Below are 14,634 nucleotides of genomic sequence, written 5' to 3' on the forward strand. Positions count from 1 at the left end.
GGGAGTTGAGGGGTGCATGGACGACGTCGCGATCCTCGAATCGATCCGGCGGCAGACGGTGGCGGTGGTCCCGGAGATCGACCCGGCTGAGATCACGCCCGACCGCAGCCTGGCCGACCTCGGCTGCAACAGCGTGGACCGGGCCGACATCGTCACCGCGGTGATGGAGGAGCTCGCGATCGAGGTGCCGCTGTCGGAGTTCCGTCAGGGCGCGCCGGTCGGGGAGCTCGTCGAACTGCTGCGCACGCATGCCTGAGCGGCACGTTCCGATGGAGGCGCTGCGATGCACACGGTGACCGTCACGGGCGTCGGCGTGGTCTGTGCGATCGCGGGCGACGCCGGCGCGTTCGAGCGGGCGCTGCGGGAGGGACGGCGGGGCGTGCGCCCGTGCCCTGACGGAGGCCCTCCGGCCGCCCTGCTGGACGAGGAGGTCCGCGAGGCGTTGCCCGTCCTGCCCGCGGGCGCGCCCGACGCCCTGCGGCGCTCCGCCGAACGGCTCACCCGGCGGGCCCCGCTGCCGCTGCGCGCCGCCGTCGGCGTGGCCGCCGAGGCCTGGATCGGGGCGGGCCTGCACATCGCGGCCGTGCCGGGCGACCGCGTGGGGCTCGTGGTCGCCGGGAGTAACCTGACCGGTCGGCACCTGACGGACCTGCACGACCGGTACGCGAACCGGCCCGCCCACCTGCCCCCGCGTGCGGCCCTGCGGCTCCTCGACACCGATCACGTCGGCACGATCAGCCAGCTGCTCCAGATCAGGGGGGAGGGCTGCACCGTGGGCGCGGCCTCGGCGAGCGGCAACGCCGGCCTCGTGCACGGCGCCCGCCTCGTCGCCACAGGAGAGGCCGACGTGTGCCTCGTCGTCGGCGCCCTCGCCGACCTGTCCGCCATCGAGGAGCGGGCCCTGCTCAACGTCGGCGCGATGGCCCCGGGTCCGGTGGGACCGCCCTTCGACGAGACGCACGGCGGCTTCGCCTACGGCCAGGGCGCCGCGTGCGTGGTGCTGGAGTCGCGGCGGTCCGCGCGGGCGCGGGGCGCCGAGGTGCTCGCCGAGCTGGCCGGATGGGACCTGCGCCTGGCCGCGAACAGCCTCACCGAGCCCGACGGCGAGGCCGAGGCGGCCACGATGACCCGGGCGATGAGCCGGGCCGGCGTCTCGCCCGGCGACGTGTCGTACGTGAACGCGCACGGCACCGGAGCCCCGCTGGGGGACGCGGCGGAGGCGGAGGCGCTGCGGTGGGTGCTCGGCGAGGCGGTGGGCGGGGCCTGGGTGAACTCCACCAAGGCCCTTACCGGCCACTGCCTGGCGGCGGCGGGGGTGGTCGAGGCGGTGGCGACCGTCGTGCAGATGCGGGGCGGGTTCGTTCACCCCAACCCGGGGCTCGCGCACCCCGCCGACCCGGGTCTCCGGTTCGCGCCGGCCACCGGCGGGGTCCGCGCCGATATCGGGGTCGCCCTCTCGAACGGCTTCGGCTTCGGCGGATTCAACGGCAGCGTGGTATTCCGCGCGCCCGCATGATCACGGGCGGCCCCGGCGGTCCAAAAAGCATTTTCCTACCCCCGATGATCGGTTGTATTCCTGAGGATTCGAAATCGTTCGGATGAAAGGCCGACGGCCGGGCGCGGAAAACCGCCCCGGCCGTCCTGTTCCGCCGGACGACGTTCGTCCGAATTTCAGGAAATCGCTTCCATGTAGTCGCCCAGCCGTTCCTCGTCCACCGCCAGGAAGGCGTCCGGCCGGCTCTCGATCAGCCCGCTGTCGCGGAAGCGCTTGAGGAAATAGCCCACCCGGGAGCGGGTGGTGCCGACCATGCCGGACAGCTCCTCCTGCGTGATCTTGTCGTGGATGCAGAGCTTCCCGGCCTTGGGCGTGCCCAGTTTGCGGGCCAGGCGCAGCAGGGTGTGCGCGAGGCGCTCCTCGCTGTCCGCCGTGACCAGGCTCGTGATCACCTGCTGCTGCTCGGTCAGGCGATGGGCCAGGTAGCACAGGAAGTCCTCGAGTAGACCGTCGTCCGCCAGCGCGGACAGGAAGTTCGCCCGGGGGATCTTGCGCAGGGTGGCCGGGGTCATCGCGGTCACCGTCTCGCCCCGCCTGCCGCCCAGCAGGCAGGACTCGCCCAGCAGGTCGCCGTAGGTGTGGATGCCCAGTAGGCACTCCTTGCCCGAGCGCGAGACGCTGACCGTCTTCAGCCGGCCGCTGATGATGATGTAGAGATGACTCGCCTGTTCACCGCATACGTATAAATGCTCGTTGCGGTTGAGTCTGACGACAGATGTGTGATCGGAAGCGGTACAACAGAGGGCGCGAAGCCGCTCGCCAACCTGTAAAGAGCCGGATGCCCGACGCATACACCCCCCAATGATGTCAACGCCTCATGATCCGCTTAGAGTTTAAGCGAAGCATGCTTAATGTGAAAAGTGCGCTTATCGTGCGCATTGTCGTGCCTATTTGGGCTGGTCGGAGTTCGAGAGGTGGTCACAGGCGCCGCGCCGGCGCATCCCGGACGCGATGAGGGGCAGGGAAGGCCCTGCCCCTCATTCGTCGTCGACGTCGATGGCGCTGCGGGGACACGCGACCGCCGCCTCCCGCACGTCGTTCCACAACTTCCGCGGAGGGCACGGGTCCATCAGGACGACCGTGCCCTCGTCGTCGGTCTGGTCGAAGACGCCGGGCGCGATGAGGACACACGTCCCCGCTCCGCAACATCGGCTGGTGTCGACGCTGACACGCATACTTCCTCCTCGGCCGCCCCGGCGTACGGGGACCGGCTCGTCCGATCTCGTCCTGCGGGCGCGCGGCCCCTGTCACCAGGTGACGGGAAGTTCCTGCACGCCGTACACGATCGCGTCGTAGCGGAAGGGGATCCGCTCGACGGGGGTTGCCAGGCGCAGGCCCGGGAACCGCTCGAACAGCCGGGTGAACGCGACCTGCAGTTCCAGCCGGGCGAGCGTGTGCCCGAGGCACTGATGCGGGCCGTACCCGAAGGCGACGTGGTTGCGCGCGCCGCGGCGGATGTCGAACCTGTCGGCGTCGGGGAAGACCTCACCGTCGCGGTTGGCCATCGCGAGGAGGGCGATGACGCCCTCGCCGGCCCGGATGAGCTGCCCGCCGACCACGGCGTCCGCCACGGCCACCCGCGTCATGCCGAGCTGCATGACGGTCTGGTGCCGCAGGAGCTCCTCCACAGCGCACGCCATCAGCTTCGGATCGGCCTTGGCCGCCGCGAGCTGATCGGGGTGCTCCAGGAGGGTCAGCACCCCCAGGCCGATCATGTGGGCGGTCGTCTCGTGACCCGCGGCGAGCAGCATCCAGGAGATCGTGATCAGCTCCTGCCTGCTCAGCCGTCCGGGGAGCACCTGCTCGGTCACGAGACGGCTGATCAGGTCATCGCCGGGCTCGCGCTCCTTGTCGGCCACGAGCCGGTCGAGGTAGGCCGCGAGGCCGGTCTTCGCGGCGCCGATCTGCTCGCGGTCGCTCTTGGCGTCGAACAGCGTCTGCAGATAGCCGCCGAAGGTGCCGTGGTCTTCGTGGGGGACGCCGAGCATCCCGCAGATGACCCGGGAGGGCACCGGCAGTGCCAGATCGCGCACCAGCTCGGCCGGGGAGCCGGACGTCTCGATGCGGTCGAGACAGCCGTCCACGACCGCTTCGACCGCCGGGCGCATGGCCTCCACACGCTTCACCGAGAACTCCCCGGTCAGCATGCGCCGATAGTGGGCGTGCTCCTCGCCGTCCATGCGGATGAACGTGCCCTTGAGCACGGGCTCGACGGGCTTGGCGTAGAGGTTGGGAAACCCGGGCCGGCTCATGTCGGAGCTGAACCGAGGATCGTCGAGCACTGCCCGCACGTCCTGGTGCCGGGTGAGCAGCCACGCCCACTGGCCGCTGGGCAGGTCGACCTGGCTGACCGGCCGTTCGAGCCGGAGCCTGGCGTACTCCCGCGGCGGATCCAACGGGCAGGCCCGTTCCGTCACGGGAAAGGCAAGGCGGGCGTCCGTCATCGATTCTTCCTTCGCTGTACGGCGCTCAGCTTGACGGGTGACCGGCCGGGCGGGGTCTCGGTCTCCCACGCGCTGATCTGGGCGGGAAGCCGGAGTGGCACTGGGATGCTACCGAGGGCCTTTACTCCTTGTTTGCTCAAGAATGAGCATGCTCGGGGGACTTGTCGTGACACCGCAGGTCCGGCGGCCTATGGAGATTCATGATTGTTTAGCCGTCTATGTGAAATTTGGTCACGGGTGGAGTTAGGGTGGGCAGCCACCCGCGGAAGCCGTGGAGGTTTCCCCCGAACACGACCGCTGGGAGTTGTCTCGCATGCAAGGGCGCGTCCCGTCACAGACGAGCCACGATGACCGGCTCCGGCAGGAGATCCTCTCCAGCCGGCAGGAGCCGCCCCCCAGGACCAGGAACATGAAGCCCGTCGTCATCGCCGCCGTGGCCCTGGTGGCCGTGCTCGCGGCCGGGGGAGCGGGCTTCGCGCTGCGCGGCGGGTTCGGTCCCGCGGACCCGCCCGCCGGGGCCGGGACCGGCCAGTCGGCCCCCGCCCAGGACACCGGTTCCGCCGCGGACGACGGACAGAGCGACGGACGGGGCGACGGACGGGGCGACGGACAGGGCGACGGACTGGGCGGCGAGGGCGGACAGGACGCGGAGGGCCCGGCCGACCAGGGCTCAGCGGATCAGGGCGCGAACGATCAGGGCGCAGGGGACCAGGGCGCCGGCGGATCGCAGGCGTCCGGTGGTGGCGGCGCGGACACCGCCTCCGCCTCCTCGGGCGGCGGCTCCGCCTCCGGAGGGAAGAGCACGGGCCACACCGGGACCGGCTCGTCTGGCAAGACGAGCGGCGCCTCGAAGGGCGGCGGTTCGAAGGGCGGCAGCAGCCAGGACCAGGGTGAGGTGCCGTCCGGCGCCGATGGAGCCCCCGGGCTCATCCCCGGAGCCTGCGCCGCCGACGGCTGCTGATTCCGGGGTCGCGCTTCAGAGCACTGGATCCCCTTCAAGGCGCTGGATCCCAGGGCGCTCGCCCTGAGCCGACCCCGCGGAAGCCGCGTCCGGCGCTGAATCGCCGGGGCCTGCGCCGCCTCCGGGCGCTGAATCTCCGACGACCCTGCGCCTGGATTTCGGCCTGTGCCCGGGGCGACGGCGTGGAAGCCGCTCAGGCGGTGGTCAGGCGGACGGGCCGGGCCAGCCGAGCGGGAAGGCGATGCGGGCGGGCGGCTCGCCCGCCGCGTCGTTGAACTCCCGCATGGCGGTGATGAGGGCCTGCCGCTGGGACGCCGGCATTCGCGTGAGGATCGCGGCGATCTCCTCCTTGCGCCGGGCGGTGACCTCCTCCACGATCCGCCGCCCGTTGTCGGTCAGCCGCAGCAGGGTCTCCCGGCGGTTCTGCGGATTCACCTCGCGCTTCAGCAGGCCGACGACGGCGAGGCGGCCCGCCATGCGCATGGCCGTCGACGGATTGACGCCAAGCTTGTCCGCCAGCGTCACCAGCTTGGTCTCGCCCTGTCCGACCACCATCAACATGCGGAACTGCGGCAGGGTGACCCGGTCCTCCGCCGCGGCCAGCGACCGTGCCGATATCGCGACGAGCACACGCGAGGCGGTGAGCACGGCTGCGGTGACGGCCTCCAGGTCGTCGCCGATCGGCTCCTCGTCCGCTTCCTTTGCCATAGGAACAGTTTTTACACGGTCCCTGCCGCGGCCATGCCAACGCCCCCGCGACGTACGGCGGGCGAGGCCGCGCCGTGGAAGCCGCCAAGAGAGCCGCCCTGATGAACCGGCCTCGGGGAGAAGGTCAGAGTGCGGGTGCTCAGCCGAGCGCGGCCAGCAACTCGTTGCAGGCCTGGGCGCAGCGACGGCACGCCTCGGCGCAGACCCGGCAGTGCTCGTGCATGTGGGCGTGCAGGCCGCACTCGTCGCCGCAACTGCGGCACGCCTGCGCGCACGCCTCAAGCTGGGCGCGCGTCAGGTTCGCGTCGTAGCCGGTGTGCCTCGACAGCACCCGGCCCGTCGTCGCGCAGATGTCGGCGCAGTCGAGGTTGGTGCGGATGCAGCGGACGAGCCCCGCCACCGCGTGCTCGCTCAGGCAGGCGTCGGCGCAGGCCGTACAGGTCTGCGCGCAGTCGAAGCAGGCCTCGATGCACTTGGCGAGCACCTGCCTGTCCACGCCGCCGAGGTCGGCGGGATAGGTCTCCAGCATCACTCCGGCGTGTCCCATAGCACAGCTCCTTCCGCTCTCGGGCAGGCGTCCCCGCGAGGAGGCGGAGACCCGCCGACGAGGTCGGGTCCGTCGCCTCCGGCGCCCGCTCGGCGATCCGATCGCGTTCCTGACGGCCGGATTGCTCTTTGGTGGCCATACCCGGCAGCACGGTCGTAAACGGAGATGATCCGTCGGCAGGTGTGCTGATCGTCCTCCGGGGTAGTCGCGAGGCCACGGCAGAACAAGGAGGAACTCATGGGCTGGAGCTACCGAAAAGCGATCAAGATGGGACCGTTCAGGCTCAACCTCTCGCGCGGCGGCGTCGGGCACAGCTTCGGCGGACGCGCCTTCCGCGTCACGAAGACGGCGGACGGACGCCGCACCCTCACCGTGAACCTGCCCGGCGGCTTCCACTGGAAGAAGACGCTTGATTAGCGAGTCTCCGTCGCCATACCCCCGACCTCGGCCACGCGCAGCGGGGCGTGACTCGTCGGAGACGACATAGCGGCGGCAAGACGACCGGCACGGCGGGCGCGTCCCCGCGCCCGCGAACCGGGCGTCACGGACCGGCTGTGGTGCACCTGGCGGTAACGCGCGGCGGCACGTTCGCGAACCCGGTCGCGGACCTGCCGCAGGGCACCTCGCGTCGGCACGCGGGGGACCCGGCGTCGCGGACCGCCCGTCGTGCACCTGGCGGCACGAGGTGAGGTGCCTGCGTACCCCCCGGGGGCGGACCTGGCCGTTCGAAGGCACTATTTCAGCGGGTCGTGGCCCCAGTTCATGAGGGAGTATCGCCAGCGGGTGTCCCGCACGTCGCCCGAGGGGCGCTGGGCCAGGTGCCGGCGGACATATCCGACGACCTTGCGCATGTGGGCGTAGTCCTCGTCGTCCAGCTCGCTCGTCTTCTTGCGGAGGATGGCGACGATGTGCCGGCCGGACTCGCGGCCCGTCGACTCGCCGCCGTCCGGCTTGTCGCCGACCGCCTTCGACGGCTCCTCGCGCAGCCATCGCTCCAGTTCGTCCGCGGACATGTTGACCGCCTCACCGAACTCGGCGGCGGTCTGCTTCCTGTCGGCGGTCACGTCACTCCTTCGGATGCAGGGCCGACGGCTTGTGCACCGCCGTCCCACCGCTCTTGTCGCTACGTACGAGGAACTGCGGGTCCTCGGGCGAGGCGGCCACGGTGCGGCCCGCCTCCTCCGTACGCTCGGTGATCTTCTTCTCGACCTTGCCGGCCGCCTCGCCGCCGTGGCTCTTCCAGGTGACCTCGTCGCCCGCCGACGGCTCTTCCTTCTTGTCCTTCTTGCCCATGGGCCCGGCCCTACCCGAGGAAGCCCGCCCGCCTCGCGACTGGCCACCGAAATGCCTCTCTATCAGGCAAAATCGGCGCGAAGCGCATAGGTCGCCGAGCCGATCGGGCGGGGGATCTCCGTACTGTTGCCCGGGCGCCGGGATTACCTCGGCCCGTCACCGCGCACGGTGGGAGCATGGGACGGACCGTGCGGCTGACCGCGACCGTCACCCCCGAGGACGACGGCCTGTACTGTGCGCGGTGCGTTCAGGTCGAGGTCGCCTGCGAGGGGCACTCGGTCGACGAGGCGCTCGACCGGCTGCGGCAGGCCCTGGAGCACTACTTCGAGCGGCGGCCCGTGCCGCACCCGCCCCAGTGTCCGCCGATCGTGGTGCCGATCGAGGTCAGGCTGCCCGAGTGAGACCGCGGGCGAAGCGGCGGTGCGCCGGCGAGCCCGTCCGGCCCCCTCACCCGCGGGTCCCGTGAGGAAACGGCACCCTACGGGCCCCGCTGCCCGTCCCGCTCCGGCCCTCTCCACGGCCGTGCCGAGGCCGCTCGCGGGACTGATGGGATCTTTACGGGTGAAGCGCCCGATCATCATGCTTGACCGGACATTGGTCGTCGGATGCGTGATCACTCCCCGGTGCGGCGCTTACCGTCGTGCTCGTACCATCCATGACCTCGGGGGAGTCTCATGCCTCTCTGCACAGCCGTACTGGCCGCCGCCCTGCTTTCCGGGCCGGCCGCCGTGCCGCCGGACCCGGCACCGCCCGGTACGAGGGCAACCACGGACAACACCAACGCCGCGTCGCCGTCCACGGGCCGGCCGCAATTCGCGACCCTGCCCGCCATGGTGCCGCAGGCCGGGGGACCCTCGTCCACCATTCCCCAGGCGCCGCCATGGATGACCCCCAGCGGGACGGAGGGCGAGCGCGACGACAGCGCCACGGCTCCCCGCTCGCCGGTCACGATCGAGGGCACGGAGGCCGATGGAGAGACCACGACCAAGTACGTCCCGGTGATCGATCCCAAGACACGCGACGTCTTCATCCGGCCAGTCGTCGCTTCCGGCTCGAACGCACAGGCGCCGCAGCCGTTCACCTTCGGCCCGGTGCAGGGCGTCCAGTCGACCAGGATCTATCCGCTGCCGCAGGCGGAGCAGAAGGCGGCCCAGCCGAAGACGGCGCGCAAGAAGCCGGTCACCAGGCCCCGCCAGCATCAGCGGCCGCGCTAGTAAGCCAACCCCAGACGGCCTGACGGAAGAGGCCCGTGTGACCGGCCCGTCAGAACGGCCCGCCACACCGGTCCTGAGCCCGTGTGGCGGGCTCTTCCGGTGTCGCCGTCCACAGGGGTCGCCGACGGCGCGGACGGTCGTGCGGGTGGCACGCCGGGCACCGCGTCCGGTCCCCGGGACCGATCGGTGCGCCCGTCCCGTGTCTCATCACGCACCCGACCAACCACCCAGCAACGACCTTTCCACGACTAAGGAAACACGATCATGAATACCCGTCTGCTCGCCCTTGCCGCCCTGACCGCGGCGCTTTCCATGTCCGCGGCGTGCGGCGGCCAGGGCGGCGGCAATCCCGCTCCGGTCGCGGCCAACGAGACCGCGACGGACATGACCAGCGAGACTCCCAGCGCGGAGGCGAGCGAGAGCCCCACCGCGTCGGGGTCCGCGTCTCCGTCCGTCTCCGGAACGCCCGTCGGCGCGGGCTGCTCCTCGCTGCCGGCCTCGGGCAAGGGCAGCCCCGCAGAGCTGGCCAAGGTGCCCGTCGGCACCGCGATCTCCGACGTCCCGCTGCTTTCCACGCTGGCGCGCGTGGTGAAGAAGGCCGGCCTGGTGGAGACGCTCAACTCCGCCCAGGACATCACGGTGTTCGCGCCGACGAACGACGCGTTCAACAAGATCCCGAAGAGCCAGCTCGACCAGCTGATGAAGAACCGCAAGTCGCTCCGGGGGCTGCTGGCCTACCACGTGGTCAAGGGGCGCAAGGCGCCCGCGGACATGCACGGCGAGCTCACCACTCTCGAGGGGCGCAAGCTCACCGTCACGGGGTCCGACTCCACGCTAAAGGTCAACGACGCCACTGTGACCTGCGGAAACATCGCGACGAGCAACGCCACCATCTACGCGGTCGACAAGGTTCTCATGCCGAGGTGATCGGCCGTCGTACGGAAACAGCCTTCACGGGGGTGAGCCGCTCACGGCTCGCCCCCGTTCCGTTTTTCGCGGTTTCCCTGTGTCCTTCACGCCGTCCCCGGGCCGCTTCCCCGCCTTCTCCCGCCTCTTCCCCGGTCTCTCGCCGCGCGATTTCACCGCATGCATTGCCGTACGGGCACTTGGAGCATGGCGCGGTCATTTCCGTAATGAGCGAAGCAGGGGGTGAGCTGGGAGTCTATGTCCTGAAGCGGCTGATCCTCTTATTTGACCGGACACTGAGCATCGGGTCCGTGATGGCCCGGCATCGTGCGCTTACCTTCGTTCTTGTACCGTCCACGAGATTTCGGGGGAAATTCTCATGCCTCTTTGTACTGCCGTACTCGCTGCGGCCCTGCTTTCCGGCCCCGCTCCCGCGGACCCGGCTCCGCTGTCCGCCAAGGAGCCGATGTCGCCCGGCAAGCAGATCGCCGCCATGGCGATGAACCACCCGGAGGAGCCCGACGTCGTCGCGTCCAAGAGCCTGGACATCCTGGACAAGGGCGCGAAGGTCGGCCCGTTCTTCCCGGCGGACGACGAGGCCGAGGATCGGGCGAGCGGACCGGCGGCGAACGACCAGAGCAGGCAGGCGCCGGGCGGCGACACGGCCCACGGCCGGCAGGCCGGCACGCAGCCGGTCGGAAATCCCGCCGGAGGCGGCCCGCTGGCCGGCGCGAACGGGAACCAGGTGAGCGGATCGCAGCCGGGCTCCATGTTCACGATGCCCGCCAAGGGGAACAGCGGCCAGGGCTCGCCGCAGGACGTCTTCCTTCGCCCCACGTCCAACCAGCCGACGATTACCAAGATGTCCGGCAACGACCTCGCGGGTAAGCCGTCGAAGGCCGACGACGACGAGGCCGCCGACGCCTGGGTGCGCGGGATGATGCCGGGCTGGGGCATGCCGCAGGCCGGCAAGGCGAAGACCACCGCGAAGGCCAAGCCCAAGGCCCCGGCCAAGGCCCCGGCCAAGGCCCAGGCCAAGGCACAGCCCAAGCCGGCCGCCGCCGACAGCTTCTGGAACATGCCGGGCTGGGAGGACTGAGCGTCCGCGCCGCGGTGAGGCGACGCGGTGATCAGAGGGAGGGGTGAGCCTGTCCGGCTCACCCCTCATCCTTGTCCACGGGTCATCCGTGTCCACGGCCCCTGGCGGCGTGAGGCAGGTCGACGACCTCCACCAGGTCGGCGAGATCGAGGTGGGCCGCCACCTCCGCGACGGAGGCGCAGTAGCCGATGTGGTAGCCCAGGTGTCGCACGCGCAGCAGGGCGCGGCCCTCGATGACGACCACGTCTACCTCATGTCCCTCCGAGCTCATCCACCTGTGCATGGCGGAAGGGTAGGAAACGCCGGGTCATGGCCGAGTAAACCCCTCTGGATCACTGGATACGGAAACAAGGCCGCATATCAGGCGAAAATTCGCGCCACCTCCGGGTATGAGGGCACCGTCGGAACAGCCACCGGGGGCCGGGGTGATCGGCATGACGAGCGGATGGACGTTCGAGGGACAGCCCAGCGCCATCGGCGGGGCCATGACACTCGTGGCCGGGGGATCGTTCTGCGTGTCGGCCCGCAACGGCGACATCCTGCCCGGGTCGGCGCAGGGGATCTACTACGCCGACACCCGGCTGCTGTCCCACTGGGAGCTGCGCGTCGACGACAGCCCGATCGAGGAGCTCCAGGTCCTCGCGGGCGAGCCGTACCACGCGACCTTCGTCGGCCGGACATCGCCGCGGCCGGGGCAGGCCGAGAGCACGCTGCTGATCGTGCGCGACCGGTACGTCGGCGGCGGGCTGTCGGAGGACATCACCATCCGCAACATGTCCCACGAGCCGGCCGGCTGCATGGTGACCCTGCACATCGGCTCCGACGTGTGCGACCTGTTCGAGGTGAAGACCCACCGGGTGCACTGGGTGGCCGACGTGACCACCGTCGCGGACGAGCGGTCGCTGCGCATGTTCTCGGGCAGCAAGGCCAGGGGAGTGCGGGTGATCGCCAAGGCCGACGGCACCCCCGTGCTGCCGATGATCAACCCGCGCCTGCTCGTCTTCCGCGTGGTGGTGCCGGCGCGCGGCGAGTGGGCGGGCTGCGTGCAGGCCAACCCGATCATCGACGGGATCGAGACCGAGCCGTGGTACACCGAGAAGCAGTTGTCGCCCGCGCTGGTCCAGCGGGCCGGTCAGCTCTTCGAGTGGGACAAGCGCCTGCCCAAGGTGACGACGACCAACACCGCGCTGGCGGGAATCCTGCGTCAGTCGCAGAAGGACCTCGGCGCACTGCGGCTGTTCGATCCCGGGCAACCGGAGCTGCCGCCCACCGTCGCCGCCGGGGCGCCCTGGTTCATGACGCTGTTCGGCCGCGACTCGCTGCTCAGCTCGTGGATGGCCCTGCCGCTCGATCCCGAGCTGGCGCACGGCACGCTGGGACGGCTGGCCGCCCTGCAGGGCACCAAGGTCGACCCGTTGACCGAGGAGGAGCCCGGCAAGATCATGCACGAGCTGCGCTACGGCGCCAGGAAGGACGACAGGTCGGCCGCCGGGCACGCCTACTACGGCTCGGTCGACGCCAGCCCGCTGTTCGTCATCCTTCTCGGCGAGCTGCGCCGCTGGGGCCTGCACCGGGCGGCGGTGGAGCGGCTGATCCCGCACGCCGACGCCGCGCTGGAGTGGATCGAGCGGTACGGCATGCGCGACGGGTTCCTGTGGTACCAGCGCAAGACCGACCAGGGCCTGCTCAACCAGGGCTGGAAGGACTCCTTCGACGGCATCAACTTCGCCGACGGCACGATCGCGCGGCCGCCCATCGCCCTCGCCGAGGTGCAGGGATACGTCTACGCCGCCTACATCGCCCGCCACTACTTCGCCAAGGAGGCGCGCGACACCGAGACCGAGCAGCTCTACCGGCAACGGGCCGCGGAGCTGCGCGCCCGGTTCAACGAACGGTTCTGGCTGCCCGACCGCGGCTACTTCGCCGTCGGGCTCGATCACGAGGGCCGCCCGATCGACGCGCTCGCCTCCAACATGGGCCACTGCCTGTGGTCCGGGATCGTCGACCGCGACAAGGCCCCGGCCGTGGCCGGGCACCTGCTGTCGCCCCGGATGTTCTCCGGCTTCGGCATCCGCACCCTCGCCTCCGACATGGGCGCGTACAACCCGATGAGCTATCACAACGGGTCCGTCTGGCCGCACGACAGCGCGCTCGTGGCGTCCGGGCTCATGCGCTACGGGTTCGTGGAGGAGGCCCAGCGCATCGCCACCGGCCTGCTCGACGCCGCCCGCGCCTTCGGCGACCGGTTGCCCGAGCTCTTCTGCGGGTTCGACAGGGCGGAGTTCGACCTGCCGGTGCCCTACCCGACCTCGTGCTCGCCGCAAGCCTGGGCCTCGGCCACGCCGATCCAGCTTCTGCGGCTCCTGCTCCGCGTCGACCCGTGGGTGCCGAGCCGCAGGGTGTGGATCGCGCCGGTGCTGCCCAAGGGATTCGGGGAGCTGCGCATCTCCGGCTTCCCGATCGCCGGCACCCGGGTCGACCTGGAGGCCCGGGAGGACAGCGGCGAGGTGCACGTGGACGGGCTGCCGGAAGAGGTGCGTCTCATCGAGGAGCCCCGCCCGCCCGCGGCCCTCCGCAGGTCTTCCATGTGCGACCGGAGTGAGGAAAGCCGGCGATCTCCTCGGGCATAGTGGAGCCATGCCCGAGGATCTGAACTACTACTCGACGCTCATCGCGGTCGCCGACGACTGCCCGGTGACCGCCGCGGAGGTGCCCCGGGGCCGAGGCGGCAAACCCACCGTCGCCGTCCTCCAGTACGAGCTGATCTCCGGCGCGCCGTACGGCCTGACGCAGGAGGACGTGCTGTTCGAGACCTGGCTGCGCCGTCAGGACCTGTCGGCGGACCTGCCCGCCGAGCGGCGCGCGGAGCTCAGGAAGGAGTTCTTCTCCCGTCCCCAGGCGTGCCTGAGGTCGTCGCCGCTGGCGAAGAGACACGGCTGGGGCCTGCTGTTCGACCGGGACGGACGCATCGCGCTGTGTCCCATGGAGTCGGAGGAATACCGGCGCCTGGTGGACGGCGCGCGCGCCGGGGAGGACGGCGGCGTGCGGGTGCTCAAGGCGCTGCGCTCACGCCGCGCCTGACGCGTCGTTCCTGGTTTGCCGAGAGTTGTCCCGGTTTGTCTGGGCCGGCCCGGGGTACGGCCCCCGATTGTCCAGCGCTGTCCTGGTTGTGCGGCGTCATCCTGATGTCGTACGGCGCCGCCGAGCCGGGCACGGCCGAGGGGGGCGGGCGTCATGAGCGATGTGGAACTCAGCGTACGGATGCCGGTCGGCGACGTCGTGCTCGACGCCGACGTGGCGGTCCCCAGGGATGCCAGGGGAGCGGTGCTGTTCGCCCACGGCAGCGGAAGCGGCCGGCACAGCCCGCGCAACCGATACGTCGCCAGGGAGTTGCAGCGGGCCGGGCTGGCCACCGTCCTGGCCGACCTGCTCACCGTGGAGGAGGAACGCGTCGACGCGTTCACCGGCCACCTGCGCTTCGACATCGGCCTGCTCGCCGACCGGGTGGGCGCGCTGGCCGACCGGCTGCCCGAGGACGAGGTCGTCGGCGGCCTGCCCGTCGGCCTGTTCGGCGCGAGCACGGGCGCCGCCGCCGCGCTCGTCGCCGCGGCGACGCGGCCCGGCCTGGTCAGGGCGGTGGTGTCCCGGGGCGGCAGGCCCGACCTCGCGGGAGGCGCGCTCCGCTCGGTGCGCCAGCCGACGCTGTTGATCGTAGGGGGGCGTGACTCCGTCGTCCTCGACCTCAACAGGGAGGCGATGCGGGCGATGACAGCGCCGGTCCGGCTGGAGATCGTGCCGGGCGCCACGCACCTGTTCGAGGAGCCGGGCGCGCTGGAGACGGTCGCAAGGCTCGCCCGCGACTGGTTCGTGCACCATCTGGCGGGTGGATCGGCCTCCGCCTGAAGTG

At 70.9% G+C, this 14,634-nt stretch carries 19 protein-coding genes; 11 read left to right on the forward strand and 8 right to left on the reverse strand.

Translation table 11 applies throughout. The annotated features are described in order from the left end of the window. Positions 1-16: 16 nt before the first annotated feature. Positions 17-256, forward strand: a complete 240-nt coding sequence (locus HCK04_RS19965) for a phosphopantetheine-binding protein (RefSeq protein WP_142648894.1) — start codon at positions 17-19, stop codon at positions 254-256. A 27-nt stretch (positions 257-283) separates the two neighbouring features. Then, entirely contained in the window at positions 284-1,516 is a 1,233-nt protein-coding gene (locus HCK04_RS19970) for a beta-ketoacyl synthase N-terminal-like domain-containing protein (RefSeq protein WP_142648895.1), read from the forward strand. Between the two features lie 155 nt (positions 1,517-1,671). On the opposite strand, the gene HCK04_RS19975 is transcribed toward HCK04_RS19970, so the two are convergent. The 3 genes from HCK04_RS19975 to HCK04_RS19985 form a co-directional block, all read right to left on the reverse strand. After that, positions 1,672-2,346: a Crp/Fnr family transcriptional regulator gene (locus HCK04_RS19975; RefSeq protein ID WP_142648896.1), complete on the reverse strand. Its 675-nt coding sequence runs from the start codon at positions 2,344-2,346 to the stop codon at positions 1,672-1,674. Positions 2,347-2,532: 186 nt separating this feature from the next. Then, a complete protein-coding gene (locus HCK04_RS19980; protein ID WP_142648897.1) occupies positions 2,533-2,730 on the reverse strand; it encodes a ferredoxin in 198 nt (65 codons plus the stop codon). Positions 2,731-2,802: 72 nt separating this feature from the next. Next, the gene (locus HCK04_RS19985) at positions 2,803-3,999 is read right to left on the reverse strand and encodes a cytochrome P450 (protein WP_142648898.1); all 1,197 of its coding nucleotides are present in this window, start codon (positions 3,997-3,999) and stop codon (positions 2,803-2,805) included. Positions 4,000-4,408: 409 nt separating this feature from the next. Here HCK04_RS19985 and HCK04_RS19990 point away from each other — a divergent pair, with 409 nt between their 5' ends. Continuing rightward, positions 4,409-4,960: a hypothetical protein gene (locus HCK04_RS19990; protein WP_142648899.1), complete on the forward strand. Its 552-nt coding sequence runs from the start codon at positions 4,409-4,411 to the stop codon at positions 4,958-4,960. 204 nt (positions 4,961-5,164) lie between these two features. Here the strand turns inward: HCK04_RS19990 and HCK04_RS19995 are convergent, their stop codons facing one another. Continuing rightward, positions 5,165-5,668, reverse strand: coding sequence for a MarR family transcriptional regulator (locus HCK04_RS19995; protein ID WP_142648900.1), 504 nt, complete (start codon positions 5,666-5,668; stop codon positions 5,165-5,167). Positions 5,669-5,807: 139 nt separating this feature from the next. Further along, on the reverse strand, positions 5,808-6,215 hold the full coding sequence (locus tag HCK04_RS20000) for a four-helix bundle copper-binding protein (protein WP_205830475.1): 408 nt from the start codon (positions 6,213-6,215) through the stop codon (positions 5,808-5,810). A gap of 237 nt (positions 6,216-6,452) precedes the next feature. Here HCK04_RS20000 and HCK04_RS20005 point away from each other — a divergent pair, with 237 nt between their 5' ends. Then, the gene (locus HCK04_RS20005) at positions 6,453-6,632 is read left to right on the forward strand and encodes a DUF4236 domain-containing protein (RefSeq protein WP_142648901.1); all 180 of its coding nucleotides are present in this window, start codon (positions 6,453-6,455) and stop codon (positions 6,630-6,632) included. Positions 6,633-6,949: 317 nt separating this feature from the next. Here HCK04_RS20005 and HCK04_RS20010 read toward each other — a convergent pair whose 3' ends face one another. Together HCK04_RS20010 and HCK04_RS20015 are read right to left on the reverse strand one after the other, a co-directional pair. After that, on the reverse strand, positions 6,950-7,279 hold the full coding sequence (locus tag HCK04_RS20010) for a DUF3140 domain-containing protein (protein ID WP_142648902.1): 330 nt from the start codon (positions 7,277-7,279) through the stop codon (positions 6,950-6,952). Between the two features lies 1 nt (position 7,280). Then, complete coding sequence (locus HCK04_RS20015; RefSeq protein ID WP_142648903.1) at positions 7,281-7,508, reverse strand: DUF2945 domain-containing protein; 228 nt, start codon at positions 7,506-7,508, stop codon at positions 7,281-7,283. A 176-nt stretch (positions 7,509-7,684) separates the two neighbouring features. On the opposite strand from HCK04_RS20015, the gene HCK04_RS20020 reads away from it, so the two are divergent. The 4 genes from HCK04_RS20020 (at position 7,685) to HCK04_RS20035 (ending at position 10,727) form a co-directional block, all read left to right on the forward strand. Next, positions 7,685-7,909, forward strand: a complete 225-nt coding sequence (locus HCK04_RS20020) for a type II toxin-antitoxin system HicB family antitoxin (RefSeq protein WP_142648904.1) — start codon at positions 7,685-7,687, stop codon at positions 7,907-7,909. 273 nt (positions 7,910-8,182) lie between these two features. Continuing rightward, a complete protein-coding gene (locus HCK04_RS20025; RefSeq protein ID WP_142648905.1) occupies positions 8,183-8,722 on the forward strand; it encodes a hypothetical protein in 540 nt (179 codons plus the stop codon). Positions 8,723-8,986: 264 nt separating this feature from the next. Further along, positions 8,987-9,649, forward strand: coding sequence for a fasciclin domain-containing protein (locus HCK04_RS20030; RefSeq protein WP_142648906.1), 663 nt, complete (start codon positions 8,987-8,989; stop codon positions 9,647-9,649). A 358-nt stretch (positions 9,650-10,007) separates the two neighbouring features. After that, positions 10,008-10,727 (forward strand): hypothetical protein, encoded by a 720-nt coding sequence (locus HCK04_RS20035; protein WP_142648907.1) that lies wholly within the window; start codon positions 10,008-10,010, stop codon positions 10,725-10,727. 82 nt (positions 10,728-10,809) lie between these two features. On the opposite strand, the gene HCK04_RS20040 is transcribed toward HCK04_RS20035, so the two are convergent. After that, a complete protein-coding gene (locus HCK04_RS20040) occupies positions 10,810-11,010 on the reverse strand; it encodes a transposase (RefSeq protein ID WP_142648908.1) in 201 nt (66 codons plus the stop codon). Positions 11,011-11,161: 151 nt separating this feature from the next. Here HCK04_RS20040 and HCK04_RS20045 point away from each other — a divergent pair, with 151 nt between their 5' ends. From HCK04_RS20045 to HCK04_RS20055, 3 genes are all read left to right on the forward strand, one after another. Then, positions 11,162-13,357 (forward strand): glycogen debranching N-terminal domain-containing protein, encoded by a 2,196-nt coding sequence (locus HCK04_RS20045; RefSeq protein ID WP_142648909.1) that lies wholly within the window; start codon positions 11,162-11,164, stop codon positions 13,355-13,357. A 7-nt stretch (positions 13,358-13,364) separates the two neighbouring features. Then, positions 13,365-13,808, forward strand: a complete 444-nt coding sequence (locus HCK04_RS20050; protein WP_142648910.1) for a DUF6157 family protein — start codon at positions 13,365-13,367, stop codon at positions 13,806-13,808. Between the two features lie 153 nt (positions 13,809-13,961). Further along, complete coding sequence (locus tag HCK04_RS20055; RefSeq protein ID WP_142648911.1) at positions 13,962-14,630, forward strand: dienelactone hydrolase family protein; 669 nt, start codon at positions 13,962-13,964, stop codon at positions 14,628-14,630. Positions 14,631-14,634 lie beyond the last annotated feature (4 nt).

This window comes from Microbispora sp. CL1-1, assembly GCF_012034195.1.
Taxonomy (GTDB): domain Bacteria; phylum Actinomycetota; class Actinomycetes; order Streptosporangiales; family Streptosporangiaceae; genus Microbispora.

Coding starts and splice junctions, on each gene's coding strand:
- HCK04_RS19965 (WP_142648894.1), top strand. CDS start 17: ATGGACGACGTCGCGATCCTCGAATCGATCCGGCGGCAGACGGTGGCG.
- HCK04_RS19970 (WP_142648895.1), top strand. CDS start 284: ATGCACACGGTGACCGTCACGGGCGTCGGCGTGGTCTGTGCGATCGCG.
- HCK04_RS19975 (WP_142648896.1), bottom strand. CDS start 2,346: ATGCGTCGGGCATCCGGCTCTTTACAGGTTGGCGAGCGGCTTCGCGCC.
- HCK04_RS19980 (WP_142648897.1), bottom strand. CDS start 2,730: ATGCGTGTCAGCGTCGACACCAGCCGATGTTGCGGAGCGGGGACGTGT.
- HCK04_RS19985 (WP_142648898.1), bottom strand. CDS start 3,999: ATGACGGACGCCCGCCTTGCCTTTCCCGTGACGGAACGGGCCTGCCCG.
- HCK04_RS19990 (WP_142648899.1), top strand. CDS start 4,409: ATGAAGCCCGTCGTCATCGCCGCCGTGGCCCTGGTGGCCGTGCTCGCG.
- HCK04_RS19995 (WP_142648900.1), bottom strand. CDS start 5,668: ATGGCAAAGGAAGCGGACGAGGAGCCGATCGGCGACGACCTGGAGGCC.
- HCK04_RS20000 (WP_205830475.1), bottom strand. CDS start 6,215: ATGGGACACGCCGGAGTGATGCTGGAGACCTATCCCGCCGACCTCGGC.
- HCK04_RS20005 (WP_142648901.1), top strand. CDS start 6,453: ATGGGCTGGAGCTACCGAAAAGCGATCAAGATGGGACCGTTCAGGCTC.
- HCK04_RS20015 (WP_142648903.1), bottom strand. CDS start 7,508: ATGGGCAAGAAGGACAAGAAGGAAGAGCCGTCGGCGGGCGACGAGGTC.
- HCK04_RS20020 (WP_142648904.1), top strand. CDS start 7,685: ATGGGACGGACCGTGCGGCTGACCGCGACCGTCACCCCCGAGGACGAC.
- HCK04_RS20025 (WP_142648905.1), top strand. CDS start 8,183: ATGCCTCTCTGCACAGCCGTACTGGCCGCCGCCCTGCTTTCCGGGCCG.
- HCK04_RS20030 (WP_142648906.1), top strand. CDS start 8,987: ATGAATACCCGTCTGCTCGCCCTTGCCGCCCTGACCGCGGCGCTTTCC.
- HCK04_RS20035 (WP_142648907.1), top strand. CDS start 10,008: ATGCCTCTTTGTACTGCCGTACTCGCTGCGGCCCTGCTTTCCGGCCCC.
- HCK04_RS20040 (WP_142648908.1), bottom strand. CDS start 11,010: ATGCACAGGTGGATGAGCTCGGAGGGACATGAGGTAGACGTGGTCGTC.
- HCK04_RS20045 (WP_142648909.1), top strand. CDS start 11,162: ATGACGAGCGGATGGACGTTCGAGGGACAGCCCAGCGCCATCGGCGGG.
- HCK04_RS20050 (WP_142648910.1), top strand. CDS start 13,365: ATGCCCGAGGATCTGAACTACTACTCGACGCTCATCGCGGTCGCCGAC.
- HCK04_RS20055 (WP_142648911.1), top strand. CDS start 13,962: ATGAGCGATGTGGAACTCAGCGTACGGATGCCGGTCGGCGACGTCGTG.